Origin of the sequence: Kurthia sp. FSL E2-0154 (genome assembly GCF_038003625.1) — a bacterium.
Classification (GTDB): domain Bacteria; phylum Bacillota; class Bacilli; order Bacillales_A; family Planococcaceae; genus Kurthia; species Kurthia gibsonii.
The window spans coordinates 1,044,051-1,065,693 of the sequence record NZ_JBBOPO010000001.1; the positions used below are offsets into that span (position 1 = coordinate 1,044,051).

At 34.9% G+C, this 21,643-nt stretch carries 27 protein-coding genes and 1 pseudogene; 26 read left to right on the forward strand and 2 right to left on the reverse strand.

Annotated features, from left to right (window positions below; genetic code table 11):
- Window positions 1-64 precede the first annotated feature (64 nt).
- From MHB75_RS05005 to MHB75_RS05030, 6 genes are all read left to right on the forward strand, one after another.
- Window positions 65-376 (forward strand): hypothetical protein, encoded by a 312-nt coding sequence (locus MHB75_RS05005; protein ID WP_340996222.1) that lies wholly within the window; start codon window positions 65-67, stop codon window positions 374-376.
- A 136-nt stretch (window positions 377-512) separates the two neighbouring features.
- Entirely contained in the window at window positions 513-1,325 is an 813-nt protein-coding gene (locus MHB75_RS05010) for a YitT family protein (RefSeq protein ID WP_068457380.1), read from the forward strand.
- Between the two features lie 276 nt (window positions 1,326-1,601).
- The gene (locus MHB75_RS05015) at window positions 1,602-2,885 is read left to right on the forward strand and encodes a sensor domain-containing diguanylate cyclase (protein WP_340996224.1); all 1,284 of its coding nucleotides are present in this window, start codon (window positions 1,602-1,604) and stop codon (window positions 2,883-2,885) included.
- 217 nt (window positions 2,886-3,102) lie between these two features.
- Window positions 3,103-3,588, forward strand: coding sequence for an EAL domain-containing protein (locus MHB75_RS05020; protein ID WP_340996225.1), 486 nt, complete (start codon window positions 3,103-3,105; stop codon window positions 3,586-3,588).
- On the forward strand, window positions 3,563-3,745 hold the full coding sequence (locus tag MHB75_RS05025) for a hypothetical protein (RefSeq protein WP_340996228.1): 183 nt from the start codon (window positions 3,563-3,565) through the stop codon (window positions 3,743-3,745). Before MHB75_RS05020 ends, MHB75_RS05025 begins: the two co-directional genes overlap by 26 nt.
- Before the next feature lie 14 nt (window positions 3,746-3,759).
- On the forward strand, window positions 3,760-3,894 hold the full coding sequence (locus MHB75_RS05030) for an EAL domain-containing protein (RefSeq protein WP_340998568.1): 135 nt from the start codon (window positions 3,760-3,762) through the stop codon (window positions 3,892-3,894).
- Window positions 3,895-3,949: 55 nt separating this feature from the next.
- Here the strand turns inward: MHB75_RS05030 and MHB75_RS05035 are convergent, their stop codons facing one another.
- Window positions 3,950-4,354, reverse strand: a complete 405-nt coding sequence (locus MHB75_RS05035) for an organic hydroperoxide resistance protein (protein ID WP_141273466.1) — start codon at window positions 4,352-4,354, stop codon at window positions 3,950-3,952.
- A 116-nt stretch (window positions 4,355-4,470) separates the two neighbouring features.
- Between MHB75_RS05035 and MHB75_RS05040 the strand changes: the two genes are divergently transcribed.
- Window positions 4,471-4,899 (forward strand): MarR family winged helix-turn-helix transcriptional regulator, encoded by a 429-nt coding sequence (locus tag MHB75_RS05040; RefSeq protein ID WP_340996231.1) that lies wholly within the window; start codon window positions 4,471-4,473, stop codon window positions 4,897-4,899.
- Window positions 4,900-5,081: 182 nt separating this feature from the next.
- Window positions 5,082-6,272 carry a GTP-binding protein gene (locus MHB75_RS05045; RefSeq protein ID WP_340996233.1) on the forward strand — a complete coding sequence of 397 codons (1,191 nt, stop codon included), beginning with the start codon at window positions 5,082-5,084 and terminating at the stop codon, window positions 6,270-6,272.
- 49 nt (window positions 6,273-6,321) lie between these two features.
- Here MHB75_RS05045 and MHB75_RS05050 read toward each other — a convergent pair whose 3' ends face one another.
- Window positions 6,322-6,732: a MarR family winged helix-turn-helix transcriptional regulator gene (locus MHB75_RS05050; protein WP_141273460.1), complete on the reverse strand. Its 411-nt coding sequence runs from the start codon at window positions 6,730-6,732 to the stop codon at window positions 6,322-6,324.
- A gap of 123 nt (window positions 6,733-6,855) precedes the next feature.
- On the opposite strand from MHB75_RS05050, the gene MHB75_RS05055 reads away from it, so the two are divergent.
- From MHB75_RS05055 to MHB75_RS05140, 18 genes and pseudogenes are all read left to right on the forward strand, one after another.
- Window positions 6,856-7,845: a YhdH/YhfP family quinone oxidoreductase gene (locus MHB75_RS05055; protein WP_141273458.1), complete on the forward strand. Its 990-nt coding sequence runs from the start codon at window positions 6,856-6,858 to the stop codon at window positions 7,843-7,845.
- A 74-nt stretch (window positions 7,846-7,919) separates the two neighbouring features.
- Entirely contained in the window at window positions 7,920-8,402 is a 483-nt protein-coding gene (locus tag MHB75_RS05060) for a hypothetical protein (protein ID WP_087680716.1), read from the forward strand.
- Window positions 8,403-8,520: 118 nt separating this feature from the next.
- Window positions 8,521-8,808 carry a hypothetical protein gene (locus MHB75_RS05065; protein ID WP_087680717.1) on the forward strand — a complete coding sequence of 96 codons (288 nt, stop codon included), beginning with the start codon at window positions 8,521-8,523 and terminating at the stop codon, window positions 8,806-8,808.
- Between the two features lie 353 nt (window positions 8,809-9,161).
- Complete coding sequence (locus MHB75_RS05070) at window positions 9,162-10,490, forward strand: IS3 family transposase (protein WP_340996237.1); 1,329 nt, start codon at window positions 9,162-9,164, stop codon at window positions 10,488-10,490.
- A 301-nt stretch (window positions 10,491-10,791) separates the two neighbouring features.
- Window positions 10,792-12,840: a DNRLRE domain-containing protein gene (locus tag MHB75_RS05075; protein WP_340996238.1), complete on the forward strand. Its 2,049-nt coding sequence runs from the start codon at window positions 10,792-10,794 to the stop codon at window positions 12,838-12,840.
- A gap of 98 nt (window positions 12,841-12,938) precedes the next feature.
- Entirely contained in the window at window positions 12,939-16,691 is a 3,753-nt protein-coding gene (locus MHB75_RS05080) for an RHS repeat-associated core domain-containing protein (protein ID WP_340996240.1), read from the forward strand.
- Window positions 16,692-16,701: 10 nt separating this feature from the next.
- Entirely contained in the window at window positions 16,702-17,169 is a 468-nt protein-coding gene (locus tag MHB75_RS05085) for a barstar family protein (protein ID WP_141275139.1), read from the forward strand.
- Window positions 17,170-17,442: 273 nt separating this feature from the next.
- Entirely contained in the window at window positions 17,443-17,670 is a 228-nt protein-coding gene (locus MHB75_RS05090; RefSeq protein WP_340996243.1) for a hypothetical protein, read from the forward strand.
- A gap of 49 nt (window positions 17,671-17,719) precedes the next feature.
- On the forward strand, window positions 17,720-17,983 hold the full coding sequence (locus MHB75_RS05095; RefSeq protein WP_445666995.1) for an RHS repeat-associated core domain-containing protein: 264 nt from the start codon (window positions 17,720-17,722) through the stop codon (window positions 17,981-17,983).
- A complete protein-coding gene (locus tag MHB75_RS05100; RefSeq protein WP_340996244.1) occupies window positions 17,980-18,396 on the forward strand; it encodes a hypothetical protein in 417 nt (138 codons plus the stop codon). The genes MHB75_RS05095 and MHB75_RS05100 overlap by 4 nt, the downstream gene beginning before the upstream one ends.
- The gene (locus MHB75_RS05105) at window positions 18,396-18,974 is read left to right on the forward strand and encodes a hypothetical protein (protein ID WP_340996246.1); all 579 of its coding nucleotides are present in this window, start codon (window positions 18,396-18,398) and stop codon (window positions 18,972-18,974) included. The genes MHB75_RS05100 and MHB75_RS05105 overlap by 1 nt, the downstream gene beginning before the upstream one ends.
- A complete protein-coding gene (locus MHB75_RS05110; protein WP_340996249.1) occupies window positions 18,964-19,200 on the forward strand; it encodes a hypothetical protein in 237 nt (78 codons plus the stop codon). The genes MHB75_RS05105 and MHB75_RS05110 overlap by 11 nt, the downstream gene beginning before the upstream one ends.
- A gap of 125 nt (window positions 19,201-19,325) precedes the next feature.
- Window positions 19,326-19,547, forward strand: a complete 222-nt coding sequence (locus tag MHB75_RS05115; protein WP_340996251.1) for a hypothetical protein — start codon at window positions 19,326-19,328, stop codon at window positions 19,545-19,547.
- 90 nt (window positions 19,548-19,637) lie between these two features.
- Window positions 19,638-19,892 (forward strand): annotated as a pseudogene (locus MHB75_RS05120) (RHS repeat-associated core domain-containing protein); the annotation flags it as partial.
- A gap of 183 nt (window positions 19,893-20,075) precedes the next feature.
- Window positions 20,076-20,318: a hypothetical protein gene (locus tag MHB75_RS05125; RefSeq protein ID WP_340996253.1), complete on the forward strand. Its 243-nt coding sequence runs from the start codon at window positions 20,076-20,078 to the stop codon at window positions 20,316-20,318.
- A gap of 235 nt (window positions 20,319-20,553) precedes the next feature.
- Complete coding sequence (locus MHB75_RS05130; RefSeq protein ID WP_445666996.1) at window positions 20,554-20,901, forward strand: hypothetical protein; 348 nt, start codon at window positions 20,554-20,556, stop codon at window positions 20,899-20,901.
- Window positions 20,861-21,145, forward strand: a complete 285-nt coding sequence (locus MHB75_RS05135) for a hypothetical protein (protein ID WP_340996256.1) — start codon at window positions 20,861-20,863, stop codon at window positions 21,143-21,145. Before MHB75_RS05130 ends, MHB75_RS05135 begins: the two co-directional genes overlap by 41 nt.
- Complete coding sequence (locus MHB75_RS05140; protein WP_340996258.1) at window positions 21,142-21,492, forward strand: hypothetical protein; 351 nt, start codon at window positions 21,142-21,144, stop codon at window positions 21,490-21,492. Before MHB75_RS05135 ends, MHB75_RS05140 begins: the two co-directional genes overlap by 4 nt.
- Window positions 21,493-21,643: the final 151 nt, after the last annotated feature.

Here is a 21,643-nt window from a genome sequence, read left to right on the forward strand (position 1 = left end):
TCGTGCTTTTTTTATAAAAAGAGAATAAAAAAACGAGTACAAAAAAGGAAAGGATGGATGTTTTATGTGTCACAATACGACATCATTTTATATACAGCCAAATGGAAAACCAGCATTTTTACTCTGCGCAAAGTGTAATGAGAGTATGCCAATTGAAACATTGCAACTTACACCTGAATTACAACAAGAATGGCTCTTTTGGAAAAGAGATCATGAAAATTGGCTTGATTCTAAGACAGGAACCATGATACATGGAGGAGAACATCTCGAAAAACAGTATCATCAGAGAGGACAAGAATTGACAAAACAATTGAATCAAGCAGCGAATGGCCACTATACATTAGAATTTAAGCAATCTTATAAATACATGGATTAATTTAGACCCTTACCAAGACTTAATTTATGTGATTTTCAGAAAAAACTATTAAATAATAAAACGAGTTTTGTTGTTTATAATAGATGGAAAGGGAATCAACATAAAGGGATGTAAGGGGAAAAGAAACATGAAAAATATGAAAAACATATGTATGATTATCATTGGTTCATCACTTGTCGGTTTTGCGTACAACTGGCTACTTATTCCACATCATATTTTAAGTAGTGGTCTAAGTGGTATCGCCATTATGCTTGGATTATTATATCCAATTGATACAGGGGTATTGAACTTAATTTTAAATTTACCATTACTCGTACTTGGTGTATGGAAATTAGGTAAACGATTTATTGGTTATACGATTCTTTCGGTGGTCGTTGTATCCGCTAGTCTATATATTATTCCACAAATGGAATTAACACATGAACCATTACTCGCTGCTTTATTCGGCGGGATTATAACGGGTGTCGGAATCGGCATTGTGTTCCGCGCATCAGGTTCATCTGGTGGTTTCGATATTTTAGCGATGTTGCTTGCGAAAAAGACGGATTTTCCAATCGGCGCTTTACTATCGGCTATGAACGCTGTGATTGTTATTGCTTCAGGCTTTATTTTTGGATGGGACGCAGCACTAATGACATTAGTAACGATTTATGCAACAGGTAAAGTCATCGACACAATTCATACAAACCATGTGAAATTAACATTAACGATTATTACAGCAAAAGGCGAAGAGATGAAGCAAATGTTGCTTCAAAACTTATATCGCGGCGTAACTATTTCAGATGGTGTAGGGGCATATTCTGGAGAACACCGTAAAGTTTTAATGACGGTTATTACAAAATATCAATTAGCCGAGTTAAAAGATTTAATCCAACAAACGGATCAACATGCATTTGTAAATATTACAGAAACAACAGAAGTTGTGGGGATGTTCCATAAAGGTTCTTAACTTCAAAGAAAAAATCGTGCAATTGCGCGATTTTTTTCTTTTTCTCAAATTATGTAATGCAACTACAACGAATTCTATAGTAAAAATTGTTTTTAATTTATTTCTTGTGACTTTCAGTACAATAAGAATATTCCGAATGTAGTCGAATCGTTCTACTTTTCATTTTTATTGAAAAAATTGTAAAATGAAGAAAGAAATACAAAAAAGATTTTCATTGTATTGTTTTTCTACTAGATAATTAGAGAGGCTTAGAATTCAATCGGAAGGAAGTATATCATGGTAGATATGAGTCAAGCTATTTTAGATTCACTAACGGATCAAGTAGCACTTATTGATCATAAAGGAACTATACTTTTTGTGAATAAAGCATGGATTCGTTTTTCAGATGAGAACTTTCAAGATGTATGCAGTAATTATATAGGACTGAATTATTTACACGTGTGTCAAGAGAACGTAAAAGCAGGTATTGTGAGCGTACTCGAAGGTAAATGTTCTATTTATACGTTTGAGTATCCATGTCATAGTCAGAAACATTTGAGATGGTTTTTATTAAGAGTAACACCACTAGTAGTAGAGGGGGAAGAATTATGTGGTGCGGTAATCTCGCACATTAATATAACGGATCGTAAATTAGCGGAATTATCACTTACACGTAAAGAAGAACATTATCGACTCATAACAGAACATTCAACTGATTTTATTTCGCTACATACACGTGATGGGCGTTTTACATTTGCATCACCAATCTGTAAGAATATATTGGGGTATGAAGTAGAAGAACTACTAGATCATTCAATTTATATTTTTTTGCATCCAGAAGACCAAGCAAAATTACAAGGCTTTTTAAAAGTAGCACAGTTTCAAACTGAAATCCAAACAATCACATACCGTATTTATCGTAAGGATGGTTCATATGTTTGGTTTGAAACAAAGTTAAAGTGTCTATTCACAACAGAATATCAACGAGATGAATTTATCTTTATTTCACGTGATATTACAGAACAAAAAAATAAGATGTTGGAACTCCAAGCTGAAACAAAAGCACTTAAACAAAAGATATATACGGATGAATTAACAGGTGTCTATAATCGTCGCTTACTTAATTTAATTGTTGAAAAACATATACAAGAATGTCATTTACATCACCAACCATTTTCACTTCTTATGCTAGATATCGACTATTTTAAACAGTTTAATGATACATATGGGCATATTGCAGGTGATCGCTGTTTAAGACGTGTAGCAATGAGTATCAAAAATGATTTAGGTCATCAAGATTTTATTTTTCGAGTTGGTGGTGAGGAATTTTGTGTGTTACTACCAAATACAACGGAGCAAGAAGCAGCAGTGATTGCTAATCGCATTCGCCAAACAGTTGAAAGTCTAAATATTCCACATACCTTATCACAAGTATCACCCTATATCACAGTTAGTTTAGGTATTTATACACTCATGCAACACGAGCAACAACTAACGATTGGGGCATTACTTGAACGAGCGGATCGTGCGTTATATAAAGCAAAGGAAGACGGTCGTAATCAAACAAGAAGTTATTCGTAAAATAAAAGGAAAAAGGGGAATATGATATGCCTTGCAGAAGTTGTTTAGTTTTAGAGTTAGAATTTGAAATTCAATTGATGAGTAAAGAAAACCAAACAGTCATACCATCCATTCAATAGTTTTTTAAACGTCGTCAATTAGAACTAACAGTAGAAAAAATAGTCTCTATATAAATGAGCAAGGAGCAAAAGAGTTTTTAGACTTCAGTACAGGACATATGGATTTAGCAGAGATGCAATTCCGAGTAGAAAATCAAGATTGGAAACCGATGATGGAGTTAGAAAGTATTTTAGAAACAAAATGGTTAGATGAGGTCATTCGTGAAAAACGTATAATCAGTTATTCCCAACCGATTGTTACGCGCGATAAAGAAATTTATGCATATGAGGTGTTATCACGTTTTACACGTGAAGATGGCTCGATGATTTATCCGAATGAAATCTTTTCAGCTGCACGTGCACGAGGTCGTCTTTATGCATTAGATCGTCTATGTCGTATGACAGCAGTTAGTTATTCAGCAATTCTTCAAAAGAAAACGTTTATCAACTTTATTCCAACATCTATTTATTCACCTGAATTTTGTTTAAAATCAACGATTCATCGAGCAAATCAACTAAATATTAATCCAAGTCAATTCGTTTTTGAAGTAGTTGAAACAGAACAAGTGGACGAAACATTTGAAGAATATTTTAACTTATTATAATGAGCGTGGTTTTAAATACGCACTAGATGATGTAGGGGAAGGTTTTAGTACGATGGAGATGCTTGATCAAATTCAACCACATTATATGAAACTAGACATTAAATATGTACAAGGCGTTAAAATGAAGAGAAACAACAAATCGCGCGCGCCTTTTTAGAAAAAGCTATTGAGATTGGTGCTACCCCACTTGCTGAAGGAATAGAGAGTGAAGCAGATTTTGAATGGTTAAAAGCATGTGGTTATGAATTGTTTCAAGGCTACCTATTTGGAAAACCTAGCGTAGAACCATTACGAAAAGTAAGTTAAACAGCCAAAAGGCTTCGACATGATAAATGATGTCGAAGCCTTTTGTTTAGTATTTTTATACTGCTTTAATTTCAACATCAATATTGCCAGCTGTTGCTTTTGAGTAAGGGCATACTTGATGTGTTATATGCAGTAGTTCAAGTGCTTCCTCACGTGATACGTCATCAATATGACCAACAATTTCCACTGCTAAAATAAAATCAGCAGCTGCTTTTTCAAATAGACGAACCGTTACGCTAATCGTTGATTTACCTTTAATGCCTTTTTGACGCTTCACTAAGTCAAGTGCGCTATTGAAGCAAGCGCTATAACCTGCCGCAAATAACTGCTCTGGATTTGTTGCGTCTGCTACATTTGAACCTGGAGGCGCGATTTTCACTTGGAATGAACGGTCATCTGCTACAGATTCTCCATTACGTCCGCCTGTATTCACCATTTTTGTTGTATAAATTTCTTTCATTATAAAACACACCTTTCAATTAAGTTTTGAACAATTTAATTGTACACAATTAAATTGCGTTTGACAAGTATAATGATTCTTTTTAAAATAGAGAAGATATGAACGGAGGATTGACCATGACAACATTAGATGATCAATTGTGTTTTCTACTCTATGTTTCTTCAAAAGAAGTCATTAAAGAATATACATCACGATTAAAAGCATACGACCTAACCTATACAGGTTACATCACATTACTTGCTATACCCTTAGATGAGTCCATCTCAATCAAAGATTTAGGAAAAAAGTTATTTTTAGATTCAGGTACATTAACGCCACTCACGAAAAAAATTGAAACACAAGGCTATGTAAATCGTGAGCGCTCACAAGAAGACGAGCGTGTACTATGCGTGACACTTACTGCTGCAGGACTTCAATTGAGAGAGCAACTACAATGCGTATCTGAAGATGTATTTGCTGCTTCTGGTATGGACGTGACACAGGCTCAATCACTTCATACAATCTTACAACAATTTGTGCATGCGCTTGAACAACGTCCGAAATAGAGAAAAAGAGGTATTTCATTACGATGAGATTCCTCTTTTTTTATAGAGGTACTTAAAAATGGTTTGACATGTAAAAAGAAGCAGTGTAATATTTTAAATCGTAATCATTACTATTTGTGATGAAAAAATTTTACGGTTTTATAAATCGTAATCATTACGTTTTAAGAAAAGGAGCGATTAAGATGAAAAAGATTCCCGTTACAGTATTAAGTGGCTATTTAGGTGCTGGCAAAACAACACTATTAAATCATGTATTACAAAATGAACAAGGTATGCGTATTGCAGTCATCGTGAACGATATGAGTGAAATTAATATTGATGCTTCACTTGTATCACATGAGAGTGGTCTATCTCGAACAGATGAAAAGTTTGTTGAGTTATCGAATGGTTGTATTTGCTGCACATTAAGAGAGGACTTGTTAATTGAGGTAGAACGACTTGTTCAAAAAGGCAATATTGATTATATATTGATTGAATCAACAGGAATTAGTGAGCCTATACCTGTAGCACAAACTTTTACATATATTGATGAGGAATTGGGGATTGATTTAGCCAAATATTGTACATTAGATACGATGGTGACTGTTGTCGATGTCTATCGCTTTTGGACCGATTTTCAATCAGGTGAAACATTACGTGAACGTCATGAAGGAAATGATGAGCAAGACGACCGCGATGTAGCTGACTTACTGATTGATCAAGTTGAGTTTTGTGATGTGCTCATTTTAAACAAAACGGACTTAATTACAGCTGAGCAATTAGAACAACTAGAGCGTGTATTACGTGTCATTCAACCCGAAGCTAAAATCATTCATAGTTCATATGGGCGCGTTGCACCAGCTGATATTTTGCATACAGAACGATTTGACTTTGAAAAAGCAGCGGCTTCGGCAGGTTGGCTACAGGAGTTGAATACGCCACATCATACACCTGAAACGGAGGAATACGGTATAGGCTCCTTCGTCTATCGACGTAAAAGACCGTTTCACCCTGTTCGTTTCCAGCAATTTGTAAAAGATATGCCGTTATCTATTGTACGTGCCAAAGGTTTTGTATGGTGTGCTAAACCGAACCATATCGCCTTACTATTTTCACAAGCAGGTGCATCTGTTCAACTATCGCCACTTAGTTATTGGATTGGTTCTTTATCTAAGGAAGAACAAGAAGCTTATTTACAAGAAGAACCTGAGCTGCGTGATGAATGGGATGACCAATATGGAGATCGCCAAACACAACTCGTACTCATCGGTATCCAATTAGAAAAAGAGGAGATTATACAAGCGCTGGATACATGCTTATTAACTGAAGACGAAATGATAAGTGACTGGGAGAGAATCGAACAACCAGAAGGCTGGCTACAGTTAGAAGTCTAATTGGCCATAAAAAATAGAAACCACACAGCAACGTGGTTTCTATTTCTATTTATTGAATCAATTTTTGTAATGTCGCAATCAGCTTTTCTGCTTCATCTGCTTCTAATTTATTAAGGAAGTGGTGATTCATCTTCTGAATAACTTGTTCTACATCCGATTGTAATGCTTTTGCTTTCTCTGTAGCTGTCACTAAAATCGTTCGACGGTTACTAGGGTCAACTTGTCTTTCAATTAACTGTTGCTTTTGCATTTTATCTAAAACTGTTGAGATAGAGGAAGCTTTTAAATGAAGAAAACTTCCAATTTCTTTTGGTGTTAGCTCACCATGTGTCCATAACGTATTTAAAATACCATACTGTGTCGGTGTTAATTCATAAGGTGTTAATTCGTCTGCTAAATGTTGATGGACTTGATGTTGTGAGACACTTAATAAAAAATTTAAACATTGATGTAATTCCAATTGGAAAACCTCATTTCTTCTATGTATTCGAAATTATTGAATAGATAACTAAAATATGTTACTTTTCTGTTATAGAATACTTCTATAATAGAACTATTTGAAAATAGGAAGGTGTGTGTGAAGATGGAACAATTTCAAGCGATGGTTGTACGTGAAGTCGATGGAGAAGTGAACTATGAAATTGAACACGTTACAAACGATATGTTATCAGACGGTGAAGTACTAATTCAAGTTGCGTACTCATCTATTAATTATAAAGATAGTTTGGCTGTAAAAACAAGAGGTGGGGTCATTCGAAATTACCCGATGATTCCTGGGATTGATTTGAGTGGTGTGATTGTCGAAACAACTGCACCACATCTTCAAGTAGGACAAGAAGTGCTCGTAACAGGTTACACAATGGGTATGTCGCATACAGGTGGCTTTGCAGAATATGCGCAAGTGCCAGCTGAATGGATTGTACCACTCCCACAAAACGTATCTTTACGTGATGCCATGGTGATTGGTACAGCAGGTTTCACAGCTGGACTATCAGTAGATGCACTTGAAAAAGATGGCATGAAAGCAGAACATCAACCCTCCATTCTCGTAACAGGTGCTTCAGGTGGTGTAGGAAGTATTGCCATTCAATTATTAAAAGCAACAGGCTATGACAATGTCTCTGCACTTATTCGCAAAGACTACCAACGTGATGTTGTGACAGCACTTGGTGCAGATCATGTTGTGACACTAGAAGAATTCGAAGCAACAAAGGGAAAAGTTCTCGAAAAAGAGACGTATGATTATGTGATTGATACAGTAGGTGGCGAAATTGCCGCACAGTGTATCGCAAAACTCTGCTATGGTGGCAGTATGACAATGTGTGGCAATGCGGGCGGTATCGGACTGACAACAACGGTTCTACCATTCATCTTACGCGGTGTTCGTTTACTCGGCATTGATTCTGTACAAATGCCACATGATGCGCGTTTACCGATTTGGCATCGCTTTTCAAATGAATGGTCAATTATGTCACAAGCGCATGTAGAAGAAATTACGCTACATGAAGCAAAGGAAACTTTACAAGCACTGCAAGAAGGACGACATCTTGGACGCACCATTATTCGCATGTAAAAATTTACAAAGTATTCATAGTAGCTTAAAGCTTCTTTTCTATACTTAGTTTAGAAAAGAAGGAGGCTACTCGTGTGAATAATCTACAATCCATTACATTAGATCACATCACATTTTTCCCACCCGTTGTTCAACGCCAAGCAGAACAACTCTTATTGAAAATGAATGCATCGGTTGAAGCTGCGATTTGGCATGAAGTATCGCTTGGTTATGCAACGATTCATGTACCAGAAATCATTTATAATGAACGATTACCACAAAAGTATATTGAGATGTGTGGGCATATTGAAAAGCAGCAATACTATTGTCTGTTTAGTCGTCATTTTCAATGGAAAGTGCGAATTGATGCGCTAAGACAGTTACAAAAAATGGATGCACTATATGATTGGACCATTCCTTTTTTAATGTTAGGAACAGCAGACTACAGTATGGAAGTGCAACAATTGAGTCGACAATTATTATCGACATTTGATGCGAGAGAAATCGAGCGAATCAGTTATCACAATGTATCTTTCTTACATGCTATCAAGACATTAGCGATGCAAAAACCTTATTAAAAAAAGGTTTGAAAGAGAAAAAAGAAGTGATATAGAGAAAAAATAATGTATTTTATGTAAAAATACGTTTTCATATGTTATACTTTTCCAAGAGGGATGTGGAAAAGGGGTTTTCTATATGAGTAATGATTCCATGTATTTAGTGATGATTGTGGTATTGGTATTATCTTTACTGGCATTAATTGCGAAGCGTAAACAAAAGGGGTTAAGTGGATTAAAGTCAATGATTACACCCATTTTCAGTTATTTAATCGGGATTGTCATTTTAATTTCATTTTATACGCATACATTTGGTCCGTGGACGTTCTATGCAAGTGTCGTATTATTTTTAGGCGCACTATTCGGGCTAAAGTATATGAAAGAAGCAATGGTTGAAGCCGCAGAGAAAAATACAGTATCAAAATAATAAAAAATCCGTAGCGCATGATGGGCGTTACGGATTTTTTATGTTAATCAGAAATGGTACGCTTTTTACTTACACCAACTTGTTTAAACATAGAAGGAATATTGTCATCATCAAGATTATTTTTATTATCTGAAAATTCAATCGTAGTAATATCTAATTACCTATACCCTGAATAGTCCCTTTTAATAAAAGGAAAAAAAGTTGAACGAAATACGAACGTGAACAGTCTAATAGAAAAGGAGGGGTGAAATTAGTATGGTACCTGTAGTTAGGACACTCGATAAAAAGAGTGTTTTAATCACAGGTATTTTTTTATATACTTTACATTCAAGCTATAGGAAGAAGGCGACGTCATGAGTAAAATCATATTTACAAAGCAAGAGATCGAAACACTTCAAAATAATACGAATGTAGCACGTGTTAGCGAGCGCTCTATCACTTATACAGATGCTTTTAAACATAAATTTTTAGATGCTTATTTAGCGTGGAAACTGCCACGTCATATCTTTGAAGAAAACGGCTTCGATGTAGATGTAATCGGAATGAAGCGTATTGAACAATCTGCTTATAGATGGAAGAAAGCTTATGAAAAGGATGGGTCAATCGGACTTACAGATTCAAGGAAAAGTAATTCGGGTCGACCTTTAATCCGTGAACTGACATCAACTGAAATCATTGAAAGACAAGAGGCTCGAATTAAACTATTAGAAGGTCAAGTAGCGTTATTAAAAAAGCTCGAAGTGACCGAAAGGAGGCTGCTAAACGCCAGAGAAAGCCTAAATCCAAGTAGTATCTATCTATTGATTTATGAAACGGTGGAACAGAATCAATTGAAGCGAATGACGGCTTATTTCTGTGCCCTTTTAGACGTCTCACGCTCTGGATATTACAGTTACCTAAAAGCCCGTTCTAGCCGTCAAGCCAGAGAGCAACGCGACGTAGAAGCGAAAGAAATCATATTAAAAGCCTTTGAGCGACGTGGTTATAAGAAAGGGTCTCGTTCCATTAAAATGATTCTGGAGAATGACTTTCATCTTATCTTTAGTCGTAAAAAAATCCAAAGAATTATGAAGAAATACGGCATCATTTGCCCTCATCGAAAGCCGAATCCTTATAAAAAAATGGCGAAAGCTACAAAGGAACATCAAGTGGTTTCAAACCAATTAAACCGAAAATTTAAGCAAGGTGTTCCGGGAAAAGTATTATTAACCGACATTACTTACTTGCCATATAACGGTAATTGTATGGCGTATTTGTCGACCGTAAAAGATGCCTCTACCAATGAAATTCTAGCCTATCATGTTTCAGATCGAATCACTTTAGACATCGCAACGCAAACCATCCATAAGTTAGTCAACAACAAGAAAGTCACTCTCCATAAAGATGCCTTCATCCACTCAGATCAAGGAAGCCATTATACAAGTCCTCGATATCAAAAGTTATTAAAGCAATATGGTTTAGGTCAATCGATGTCTAGAAGAGGTAACTGTTGGGATAATGCGCCTCAAGAATCGTTCTTTGGACATTTAAAGGACGAAGTAGATTATCAATCGAGTAAAACATTACAAGAATTAAAGACAAAAATAAATCATTACATGGTTTATTACAACAACTATCGTTATCAGTGGAACTTAAAAAAGATGACTCCTATTCAATATAGGAATCACCTTCAAGTTGCTTAATCTCTTTTTTTATTGTGTCCTTGACATAGGTGCCAGTTTACATATACACTCCCTTATTAATTTTTTATACGTGTAATAGTACGTGTTGATGGCTGTTTTGTCAATGAATAAACACTGAATAGTATAGTCGTGAAATTCATGGGATTTATAATTTTTAATATAATTTTGTTTTTTTTGTAAATAAAAAATTTATTTAAAGCAATTAAATAATATGGTATCTTAATTTATGTAACATTTTTAACAAAAAAACTTCATTTTTATTAAAAATGTTACATACTTTATAATAGAAAGAGGAGTAGCAATGTATTTCCGTAAGTATTTGAGTCTTTTTTTAGTAATTATCTTAATTATTAGCTCTATTCCTGAGTATGTGGCACTTGCATATTCAGAACAGAAAAAAGAGTCTCTTGTAAAACAAACAGAAGATTCTTCTAATGTATCAACAGAGAACTTAGAAGAGATAAAAAGTAAGCGAACAAAGTACACAAAAACATTTAAAGGAACGGAGGGTGATTATTACAAAGAAATTTATGCAGAGCCGGTCCATTCTAAACAAGGAAAGACATATGAAGAAATCGACGATACATTATCGTTAGATGCTGAATCCACATTTTCAACAGAAAATACGGATTTACAAGTAGATTTTCCTGAGAAAATCAAAAATGATCAAAATATTACTTATAAAAAAGATAATCATGAAGTAGTATTCGAATTAACAAATGCTATTCAAAATGGGGAAAATATCAAACCAAACCTTTTAAGTAAGACAACTTTCGAGGAAAATAAAGTACAATACAACGAAATTTATCCTCATATTGACTTGCGACATATTACATTCAATCAGGAAGTTAAAGAGGATTGGATTGTAAAGAAATATACAGGGGTTCATCAATTTAACTATAATTTAAAGACGGATTTAATACCAACTTTACAAAAAGATGGATCGATTCAGTTTCTAACTGACGAAGAGAAATCGAAACCAGTATTTACATTACCAAAGCCGATGATGATGGATTCAAACATCAATGAAGCGAAAGGAGAAGGGGTTTATTCAGATCAAGCGCATTATATTTTAAAGAAAAATGAAAAAAATAGCTATAGTTTGACTTTAGATGTAGATGAAGAATGGCTAAAATCAGAAAAGCGTGTATATCCGATTTATATTGATCCGTCTGTTACAACAATAGAGGCACTTGGTGATACATATGTATCTAGTAAATATCCAACAGCTAATTTTAATAAACAATGGGATCCTGTACAAGGAGAATATATTTTACAAACTGGTTATTATGACAGTACATCTGGAACTAACTATCCTTTTATTAAGTTTAGTGTAGTAGGTGATTTAAAAGGTGCTACAATTGATAGTGCCGATTTACAAGCTTATGTGACACACGCTTATTATGCGGGGACTAAGAATGGATTATGGGTAGACGAAGTAAAAGATTCATGGGGAGCAAATGACCTAACATGGAACAATAAACCATCTTCTACAAAAATCGGTTCAACATCTGTTGGGCGTGACGAGTGGGCACATTTGAATGTTACAAATACGGTTCAAGCATGGGTTTCAGGAGAACGACCAAATTATGGTTTTAAGTTCCACACAAATGGTAACGGGAAAACATATTGGAAAAAAATCACTGCTGCTGAAAGTACAAAAAAAGCAAAGATTGTTGTAAATTATCACTACGAGAAAATGCCTACACCTACAATGACAACAACTGTAGATGATATTGTGGCTAAAACAGGTTTTATTAATGTGAAATGGAAATCTGTCTACGGAGCATCAAGTTATAAATTGCAGATGTTTGATGGTTATCGTTATGAAACAGTTTATACAGGAAATAATTTAACGTGGACATCAAAAGGGAAAAAAATGTTCCCTAAAAAGCCTTATACATCAGCATCTCGTTATAGTTTAGATGGTAAAGGAACTGAATTACTTGTAGATCCATCTGAATTTTACTCGGCTAACTTGGGAAGTACAACAACAACTAAAAATTACAAATTCAGAGTAGTCCCTGTCTATCCAACGGGAGACGGTCCGAGTTCAGAAATTATTTATAAAGCACTATCGTTACCAGCAGGTGAGCCAGATGCACCTACCATTTCAATAGGAACTTATCCAGAAACTGATACAACCAATAGTGGACGCGGTTGGTTAGATATTAAATGGAAGAAAGTGGCTAATGCAACAGGGTATAAAGTACGCATTTGGAATGGAACAACTTATAAAAATTATACAGTAGGAAAAGACACTCTTTCTATTAGTACAAAAGGTAAGAAAATATGGCCAACAGATGCACAAATACAAGCGGGTAAGACGGATTTACAAGACATATATTAGATAATAAGTCTAGTATTGGTAAAGGTGCAGAGTTACCGATAGATCCTAGTAACACATATGGTAGTAGTTCAACTAGATATAGTGTTCGTATTATTGCGATGTCGGCTGCAGGGGATTCACCTTCTTCGGATGTAAGTTACGCGTATATGAAACTATATGCACCAACAGATGTAAAAGTAAAAGCAAATAATAATAATCTTGTGAAAAATAAAACAAGTTTAACCGTTGATTGGACAGCTTCAAAAGGTGCAAGATACTATGAAATTCAATTGGACGATGGTAAAACAGCGGAAAAAATAAAAGTAAAAAATGTTACTACATTTACTTCGAAGCCTGTATATGAACTCACTAAAAAATATACAGTAACCGTAAAAGCATTTTTTGAAGATGATGCGACTGCACCTGAAACAGAGGAAGATAAACTGACAGGTCAACGTGGATTAAGTGAAGCATCGAATAGCGCAGTAGTAAAACCTGCACTATATGAGGATTTACTCGGTTTAGAGGATTATTTCACATATGATGAAAGTACATTTGGTAATGCAACAGCAGCAGTAAACGTAACAGCTGGAAATATGGTTTTACAATTTACAGATGAGTCACTTTATACTCGAAGTGATTTAGGATATGCCTTTACTCGTACGTATAATTCTCGCTCAACTACATCTTCTGTTTTAGGAAAAGGATGGACATTCGTAGGGAATGAAACCTTGACAGAAGCTGGTGAAAAGAATGTTTATTATACAGATGAAGATGGAACGGCCCACCTATTTGAGAAATCAGGAGATACGTTCACTTCACCAAAAGGTTTATATGAAAAATTAGAAAAAAGCGATTCAACATATACCATGACAGATAAAAATGGTTTTGTTCAAACCTACCAAGAAAGTTCGAAAACAGGTACGTATGCAATTGCTTCTTATACAGACGAATATGGCAATGAAATTAGCTTTAAAAGAAATGAAAAAGGGCAAGTCACGGAAGTAGCGGAAACAAAAGGAACAAGTAATCAAGAGAATATCAAAATTTCATATGTAGATGATCATATTAGTCAAGTTCAGTATGGCGATCATTGGACAAAATATAGTTATACAAATGATCAATTGATACAAACAATCATCGGTAGTGATAAGTCAACACGCACAATAGTTGAAAACTTTATGTATGATGCCAATGGACAGCTAACGAAGTATGTAGATGGTCAAAAAAATGAAACAACGTTTAAATATAATACAAATGAATTAATTATTTTTGATAAACAAGCTAGAGATGCAGAATTATCTGTGACGAATACGTATCAATTTGATGCAAAAAACAATGAGTATAAATCTATTGATTCTAGTGATAATGAAACTGTTTATAAACGTGATGAAAAGAACAATACGTATGCAGTTGTGGAAGAAAATGCGCCTGGAGATGATGAACAAAAAACAACGTCATTCTACACGTATGATGAACAGTACAACTTGTTAACAACCATCAACCCAGATGCTTCAACAGAAAAAAATACGTATGATCCGCAAGGAAATCTTTTGACATCAACCACAAAAGAAGGAACTGTAACCAATACGTATAATAATCGAAATCAATTAATATCGACAAAAGATGTGAATGGTGAAGAAACGACTTACACATATGATGGACCTTCACTTATTCGTTCAAAAGTAAAAGACGAAGAAACAACGTATGTTTATGATACCTATGGGCGTGTCACAAAAACAACGTATGCCAATGGGACATTTGAACAAGTCGATTATGATGATGAGCAACGTCAAGTAACTTCGACAGATAAAAAAGGGAATACGACTTCTGTAGTATATTCTATTTATGGACAAAAGGTGAAAGAAACAGATGCAGATGGGCACACGAAATCGTATACGTATGATCCGATGTATCCTTCAACAATCCTTTCTGTAACAGATGGAAATGGGCATAAAACAGCGTATCAATATGATAATAACAATAATTTAACGACGTTAACGGATGCATTAAACCGTCAAAAAACGTACACGTATAACGATAATGATCAAGTAACGACCGTCACCATGCCAAATATGAAGTTCTCGTACGAGTATGATGAAAATGGTGAAATGAGTCAGTCTGAATTACCTTCAGGTGTTAAAACAACGTACACATATAATAGTGATGGCCAATTAGCACAGGTACAGAATGGCGATGAAGCGATTGATTATACGTATGATGAAAATGGCAATACAACGTCTATTTTACGTGATACGAAAACACTCAAAACGTATGGTTATACAGCTGAAACTAATTTACTTGCGAACTATACACTGGGCTTATTCAAGCAAGATTATGGTTACGATGAGAAAGAACGCAACAACGCAGTGACAACTGCGTATGGAGAAGATTTTAAAGTAAAAGAAGCGACAACATATAAAGAAAATAGCGATGATGTGGACCATATTCAAATCAGTGCAGATCAAGTTTCACATGATTACCAAAGTGATATCGATGTACCAAACAATAAAACAACGATTACATTGAACAATGATTTATGGAAACAAGTGACGCAAAGGAACGATGCGAATTTACTTGGTTCATTAACGTACACAACAAAAGCGCAACAACTATTTAAATTTGGCTATGAATTTACGAGGGCGGGTAATATCGCACAAACTGATGTCAATGGTCAAGTGAGCAGCTTTGTATACGATGCCAATGATCAATTAACAAAAGAAACTTTACCAGATGGTACGGTCAACACATATGATTATGACGCAGTAGGGAATCGTACAGCATCCGAAGTGAATGGTGAGAAAGCTGCTTTCACGTATAATGATGCCAATCAAATTGCGACGAAAAATGAAACGGCTTATACGTACGATGCAGATGGTAACTTATTGCAAGATGAACACTATAAGTACACGTACAATCAGCAACAACGTTTAACAAAGGTAACGACGCTAGACGACCAAATCATCGCATCGTACACATACGATGAAAATGGCTTACGTCTAACGAAAACAGTTGGCGACACAACACATGAATACTTCTATAACGACGAAGTATTAGATATGGAAGTCGTAAAAGTAAAGGATACTGTAACAGAATATCGTTCATATGAATGGAATGGCTATACACCGCTTGGTATGATTATCAAGAAGCAAAATGAATCCGGTACATTTGAAACAAATGCGTATCAATTCATTACGAACCACCGTGGTGACGTATTAAGTATTCGTGATAGTGAAGATCAAGAAGTCGGTGCATACACATATGATGCATATGGAAATGTGTTAACTGCAACAGGCGACTTAGCGGAAGCGAATCCAATTCGTTATGCAGGTTATTATTATGACGAAGAGACGAAAAACTATTATTTACAAGCCCGTTACTATAACCCAGCAAATGGAGCCTTCCTAGCATTAGACCCACATCCAGGTGATGATGACGAACCTTTATCACAGAATGGTTATAGCTATGCGAATGGCAATCCCGTGATGAATGTCGATCCGGATGGAAAATGGGCTTTTTTAATAAGACTGGTTCCAACTGCTGGTAAATGGGTAGTGAAAAATGGTAAAAAAGTTTGGCGAACAGGGTCAAAAGTTTTAAGGAAAACTAAAACTACATTCGTTGTACCCAAAGAAGCAAAATCAATATTAAGATATGTTCAAAAAAATGGACATACCAAAAATGGATATAAAGGTGGTAAGACATTCAAGAATGATGATGGAATATTACCGAAAAACACCACTTATAAAGAATATGATATTTTTAAAAAGGTAAAAGGTAAAAACAGAGGAAAAGAGAGAATCGTTATAGGAGCAAATGGTAAAGCTTATTATACGAATAATCATTATAAAAGTTTTAGGACAATGAATTAAGGAGGATATTATGATAGATGAAAAATATATTAAAATTATAACGGATAATCAAAAATTCGATGAGGTTTTTCGAGAGAATTGCATTGAATCACGTAAAGATGCAGGCAACTTCACTAAATTTATAGATGGCGAAAAATGCATAAAAAAAAGAGAACTATTTAAACAATTTTCTAAGGAATTTAATTTCCCCTCATATTTTTCTTATAATTGGAGTTCTTTTGATGAATGTTTTAATGATTTGGAATGGTTAGGTCCGAAAAAAAAGATCACGCTATTTATTAAAAATTTTGATCAGTTATTAATAACTGATCAAAAAAGCTATGAAATATTTATTGATTTGTTATTATCTGGAGTAAAAGAATGGCGAACACATCGAGATGAAAATCAGTTTCTTGTAGAACCGAAAATTATCTTCACAGTAATAATACAAAGTAATAGAGCACAATTATGGACTAAAGATTTTGTTGAACTAATATAAAGGGAAGTGCATTAATATTTGTAGTAGTGCATATGATTATACGAAAAATGGTAATATCGCACAAGCCAATGTAAATGGCCAAGTGACCAACGTCCTGTTGCAAGGCTCACCCAACTTGCGTCCAGCAATCAGCAGCAACAACGTTTAACAAAAGTAACGACATTAGACGATCAAACTATCGCATCGTACACATACGATGAAAATGGCTTACGTCTAACGAAAACAGTTGGCGACACAACACATGAATACTTCTATAACGACGAAGTATTGGATATGGAAGTTGTGAAAGTAAAGGATGTTGTTACGGAATACCGTTCATATGAATGGAGTGGCTATACACCACTTGGTATGATTATCAAGAAGCAAAATGAATCCGGTACATTTGAAACTGTAAAGGAAGGCGAGCCAGTACACAACGTCCTGTTGTTGGCTCGCCCAACTTGCGTCCAGCAAGCAGCAATTCATTACGAATCATCGTGGAGACGTACTAAGTATTCGTGATAAAGACGACAAAGAAGTCGGTGCATACACATATGATGCCTATGGAAATGTGTTAACGGTCGAAGGGGACCTAGCGAAAGCGAACCCAATTCGTTATGCAGGGTATTATTATGACGATGAAACAAAGAACTACTATTTACAAGCTCGTTACTATAACCCAGCAAACGGAGCTTTCCTAGCAGAACATCGACTAAGATCCGCACGTCCTGTGCGAACGTCGATGACACTCACATCGTGTGAGGCCCACATCCGGGTGATGATGACGAACCGTTATCACAAAATGGTTATAGCTATGCGAATGGTAATCCAGTGATGAATGTGGATCCAAATGGAGAGTTTGCTAAATTTATTGCTCAAGCCTTACTTGCCTTAGCAAAGCCATTAATAAAAAAATATGGAGGACCTGCTTTAACTAAAGCAAGAAAGTATATGGTTAAAAAAGCCTCTCAATATTTAAAAAAATTCAATTCCAAATATAAAATTGAATCTAATGGAGGCGTATTAATTAAGGTTATTGAAAAAGGAAAGGGAAGAGTTTTTTCTATAGATTTCCATACATTGCCGAAGGTAGCCTATCTTAAAAAGTGGGGGAAGAAAACTAACAAACAATATGGAGAAGGTATTTGGCATTATCATTATAAATCTAAGGTGCACTATATTATAGGTGAATTCATACCGAGAAATGTGTATATAAAAACATCATCAACTTATAAGGTGGTATGGTAGTGAAGATTACATTAAATGATTTTTTAGTTGGAGAAGACTTTTCATATATTTTTAAATCTAAAAAAAAGGGCATAACTAGTTTCTATTGTCACGTTGATCCCGAAGAAAACAATCTGAGTGCGATTGATCTTGATAATTACATTGATATTAAAAATGATATTGATAGTATATGTTTAAAAAAATTTTTAGAGAAATTAAATTTATACCCATTTTATATTCACGGAATAAGTGGTTCAAATGAAATTAATCTATCTAATCAAGCAGAGATGACGAAATTGAGTAATGGAAATTATTATTATGTGGTAGATATTCATAATATAGAAGACCTCAAGACCCATTTTTCTGAGGCTTATTTAGATGCATTTAATAATGAAAGTATCTTATTTTCTAATGAACGAACATTAGAAGTGGACTTTCATAGCGATATTGGTTTAGCTAGATTTATTTTAGATTATACTGAAGATAATTATAAATATCATTTGTGGGTAAGTCATGATGGTATAGGTTTTGACTTCATATCTAATTTTTCAAATCACCCATATCAAAATATACCTGTTATTAAAGAAGATGAAATATGACGAAGTGGGGAATCGTACAGCATCTGAAGTGAATGGTGAGAAAGTGACTTTCACGTATAATGATGCCAATCAAATTGCGACGAAAAATGAGACGGCTTATACGTATGATGCAGATGGTAACTTATTGCAAGATGAGAACTATAAAAGGAAGGTGAGCCAAAATCGCAACGTCCTGTTGCAAGGCTCACCCAACTTGCGTCCAGCAAGCAGCAGCAACAACGTTTAACAAAAGTAACGACATTAGACGATCAAACTATCGCATCGTACACATATGATGAAAACGGCTTACGTTTAACGAAAACAGTTGGCGATACAGCGCATGAATACTTCTATAACGATGACGTATTGGATATGGAAGTTGTGAAAGTGAAGGATGTTATTACTGAGTACCGTTCATATGAATGGGATGGTTACACACCGCTTGGTATGATAGTGAAAGCGAAAAATGATGCAGGTACATTTGAAACTGTAAAGGAAGGCGAGCCAGTACACAACGTCCTGTTGTTGGCTCGCCCAACTTGCGTCCAGCAAGCAGCAATTCATTACGAACCATCGTGGAGATGTATTAATTGATGAACATCGACTAAGTACCGCACGTCCTGTGCGAACGTCGATGGATCTCACATCCTGTGAGGCCGTGATAGTGAAGATCAAGAAGTTGGTGCATACACATATGATGCTTACGGAAATGTATTAACGGTCGAAGGGGATCTAGCAAAAGCGAATCCAATTCGTTATGCAGGTTACTACTATGATGATGAGACGAAGAATTACTATTTACAAGCGCGTTACTATAACCCAGCAAACGGAGCCTTCCTAGCTCTAGACCCACACCCAGGGGATGAGGATGAACCGTTATCGCAAAATGGTTATACGTATACGAATAATAATCCAGTGATGAATGTGGATTCGAATGGATTAAAGCCTAATAGAATATTTTACGCTTTAATGACTGGCATAGCATATGTTGTTGCCGCATGGGATTTATCAAGGAGGTCGTAATAAGTATTTCCAATATGCTCCATGTTACAGATCTGCATATACTTATGGCTCCTACGTTGCCAAAAAAAGGTTAGGTTAACATAAAAGGAGTCATATATAATGAAATATTTAAAACTTTTTATTTTTATTTTTATTTTTTCTGCCCACTACTTGCAGGCTACTTGGGATAAAAATAATATAAGCATTAGTACAATCATTTTATCTATTGTTTGCATTTTTTACTCTATGGTAATGTCAAGTAGATTAATGGAAACAACAAAAATCTATGTTTTACCTATTTTCTTAGGGATTTGTTATTATCTTTCGAATTGGATTTTAAACATGGACCATCTTATCAAATAAAACTTGTTTCTAAAGCTAAGAATGCAAGGTATGTAGTAGGAGTTGAAAGGATATATTACAATGATATGATTTCAAATAATAGATTAAGTGCCAGTCACCAAAACAGTTCTGATAATAGGCTATAATTTAAGTCGCAGGACCCCCAATATTTTTACGTGTTGGGGGGTCTTCTCTATTTATAGAATTCGTAGAAAATCAAAATACCTTAACACTCAATACTGATTTATGGAAACAAGTGACGCAAATGAACGATGCGAATTTACTTGGTTCACTAACGTATACAACAAAAGCACAACAGCCATTTAAAATCGCCTATGACTATACGAAAAATGGAAATATCGTACAAGCCGATGTAAATGGTCAAGTAAGCAGCTTTGGTTATGATGCCAATGATCAATTAACAAAAGAAACCTTACCAGATGGTACGGTCAACACGTATGATTATGACGCAGTGGGGAATCATACAGCATCCGAAGTGAATGGTGAGAAAGCGACTTTCACGTATAATGATGCGAACCAATTGCGACGAAAAAGGGGGATTTATGGAAAAAATTACTTTTTTAGAATTATTAGATATACTTAAACATTATGATTTTTATGATTGGGAAGATGAGGGGAAAAAGCAGTATCAATTTAATTTAGCTATGCCTGAAAAATTATTAGAAAAACTAAATTTTCCGGAATTTTATGAAAGTTTTGGCATTGAAGCTGTTCAAAATAGAAATGCCGAACGAAATTTAAAGGTAACTGAGTGGTTAGAAATAGAAAATACATTTTTTAATTGGTTAAAAAATGTTGAAAATAGTGTATTTACTAAAAAAATATGATTGTTACGCCTTATTTTGAGAAAAATTGGTATTTGTATTCGGTTAAAAAATGGATGCAAAAAGATTATAAAAAGTATATAAATTATTTGAAAAACCAAGGGGTTATTGCTACTCCAATGGAATTCCATGAAGATTATCGCGGTGCAAAAATTGAAAATTTTCAGGAGTTGATTATGCTTTTCAAAATGGCAATTAGAGGTGTCCCATTATTATTTTTAGTAGATTATGAGTGGGCATTTATTGTGACAGATTCTTTAACGATTCGCATGGTTTTTAAAAACGAATCAATTTTGAAAGAAAAAAGGAATGTATTAAAGAGTCAGTTAGATTTTCAACTATTAGAATGATCAAATTATCTCATCGTATACATACGATGAGAACGGCTTACGTTTAACGAAAACAGTGGGCGATGCTGTAGTAGCAGGAATTAAAAAAGTTTTTAAAAATAGGGGTAGCGTCAGGAAAATGCGGATTTACAACGCTAAGGAAATTCCCATA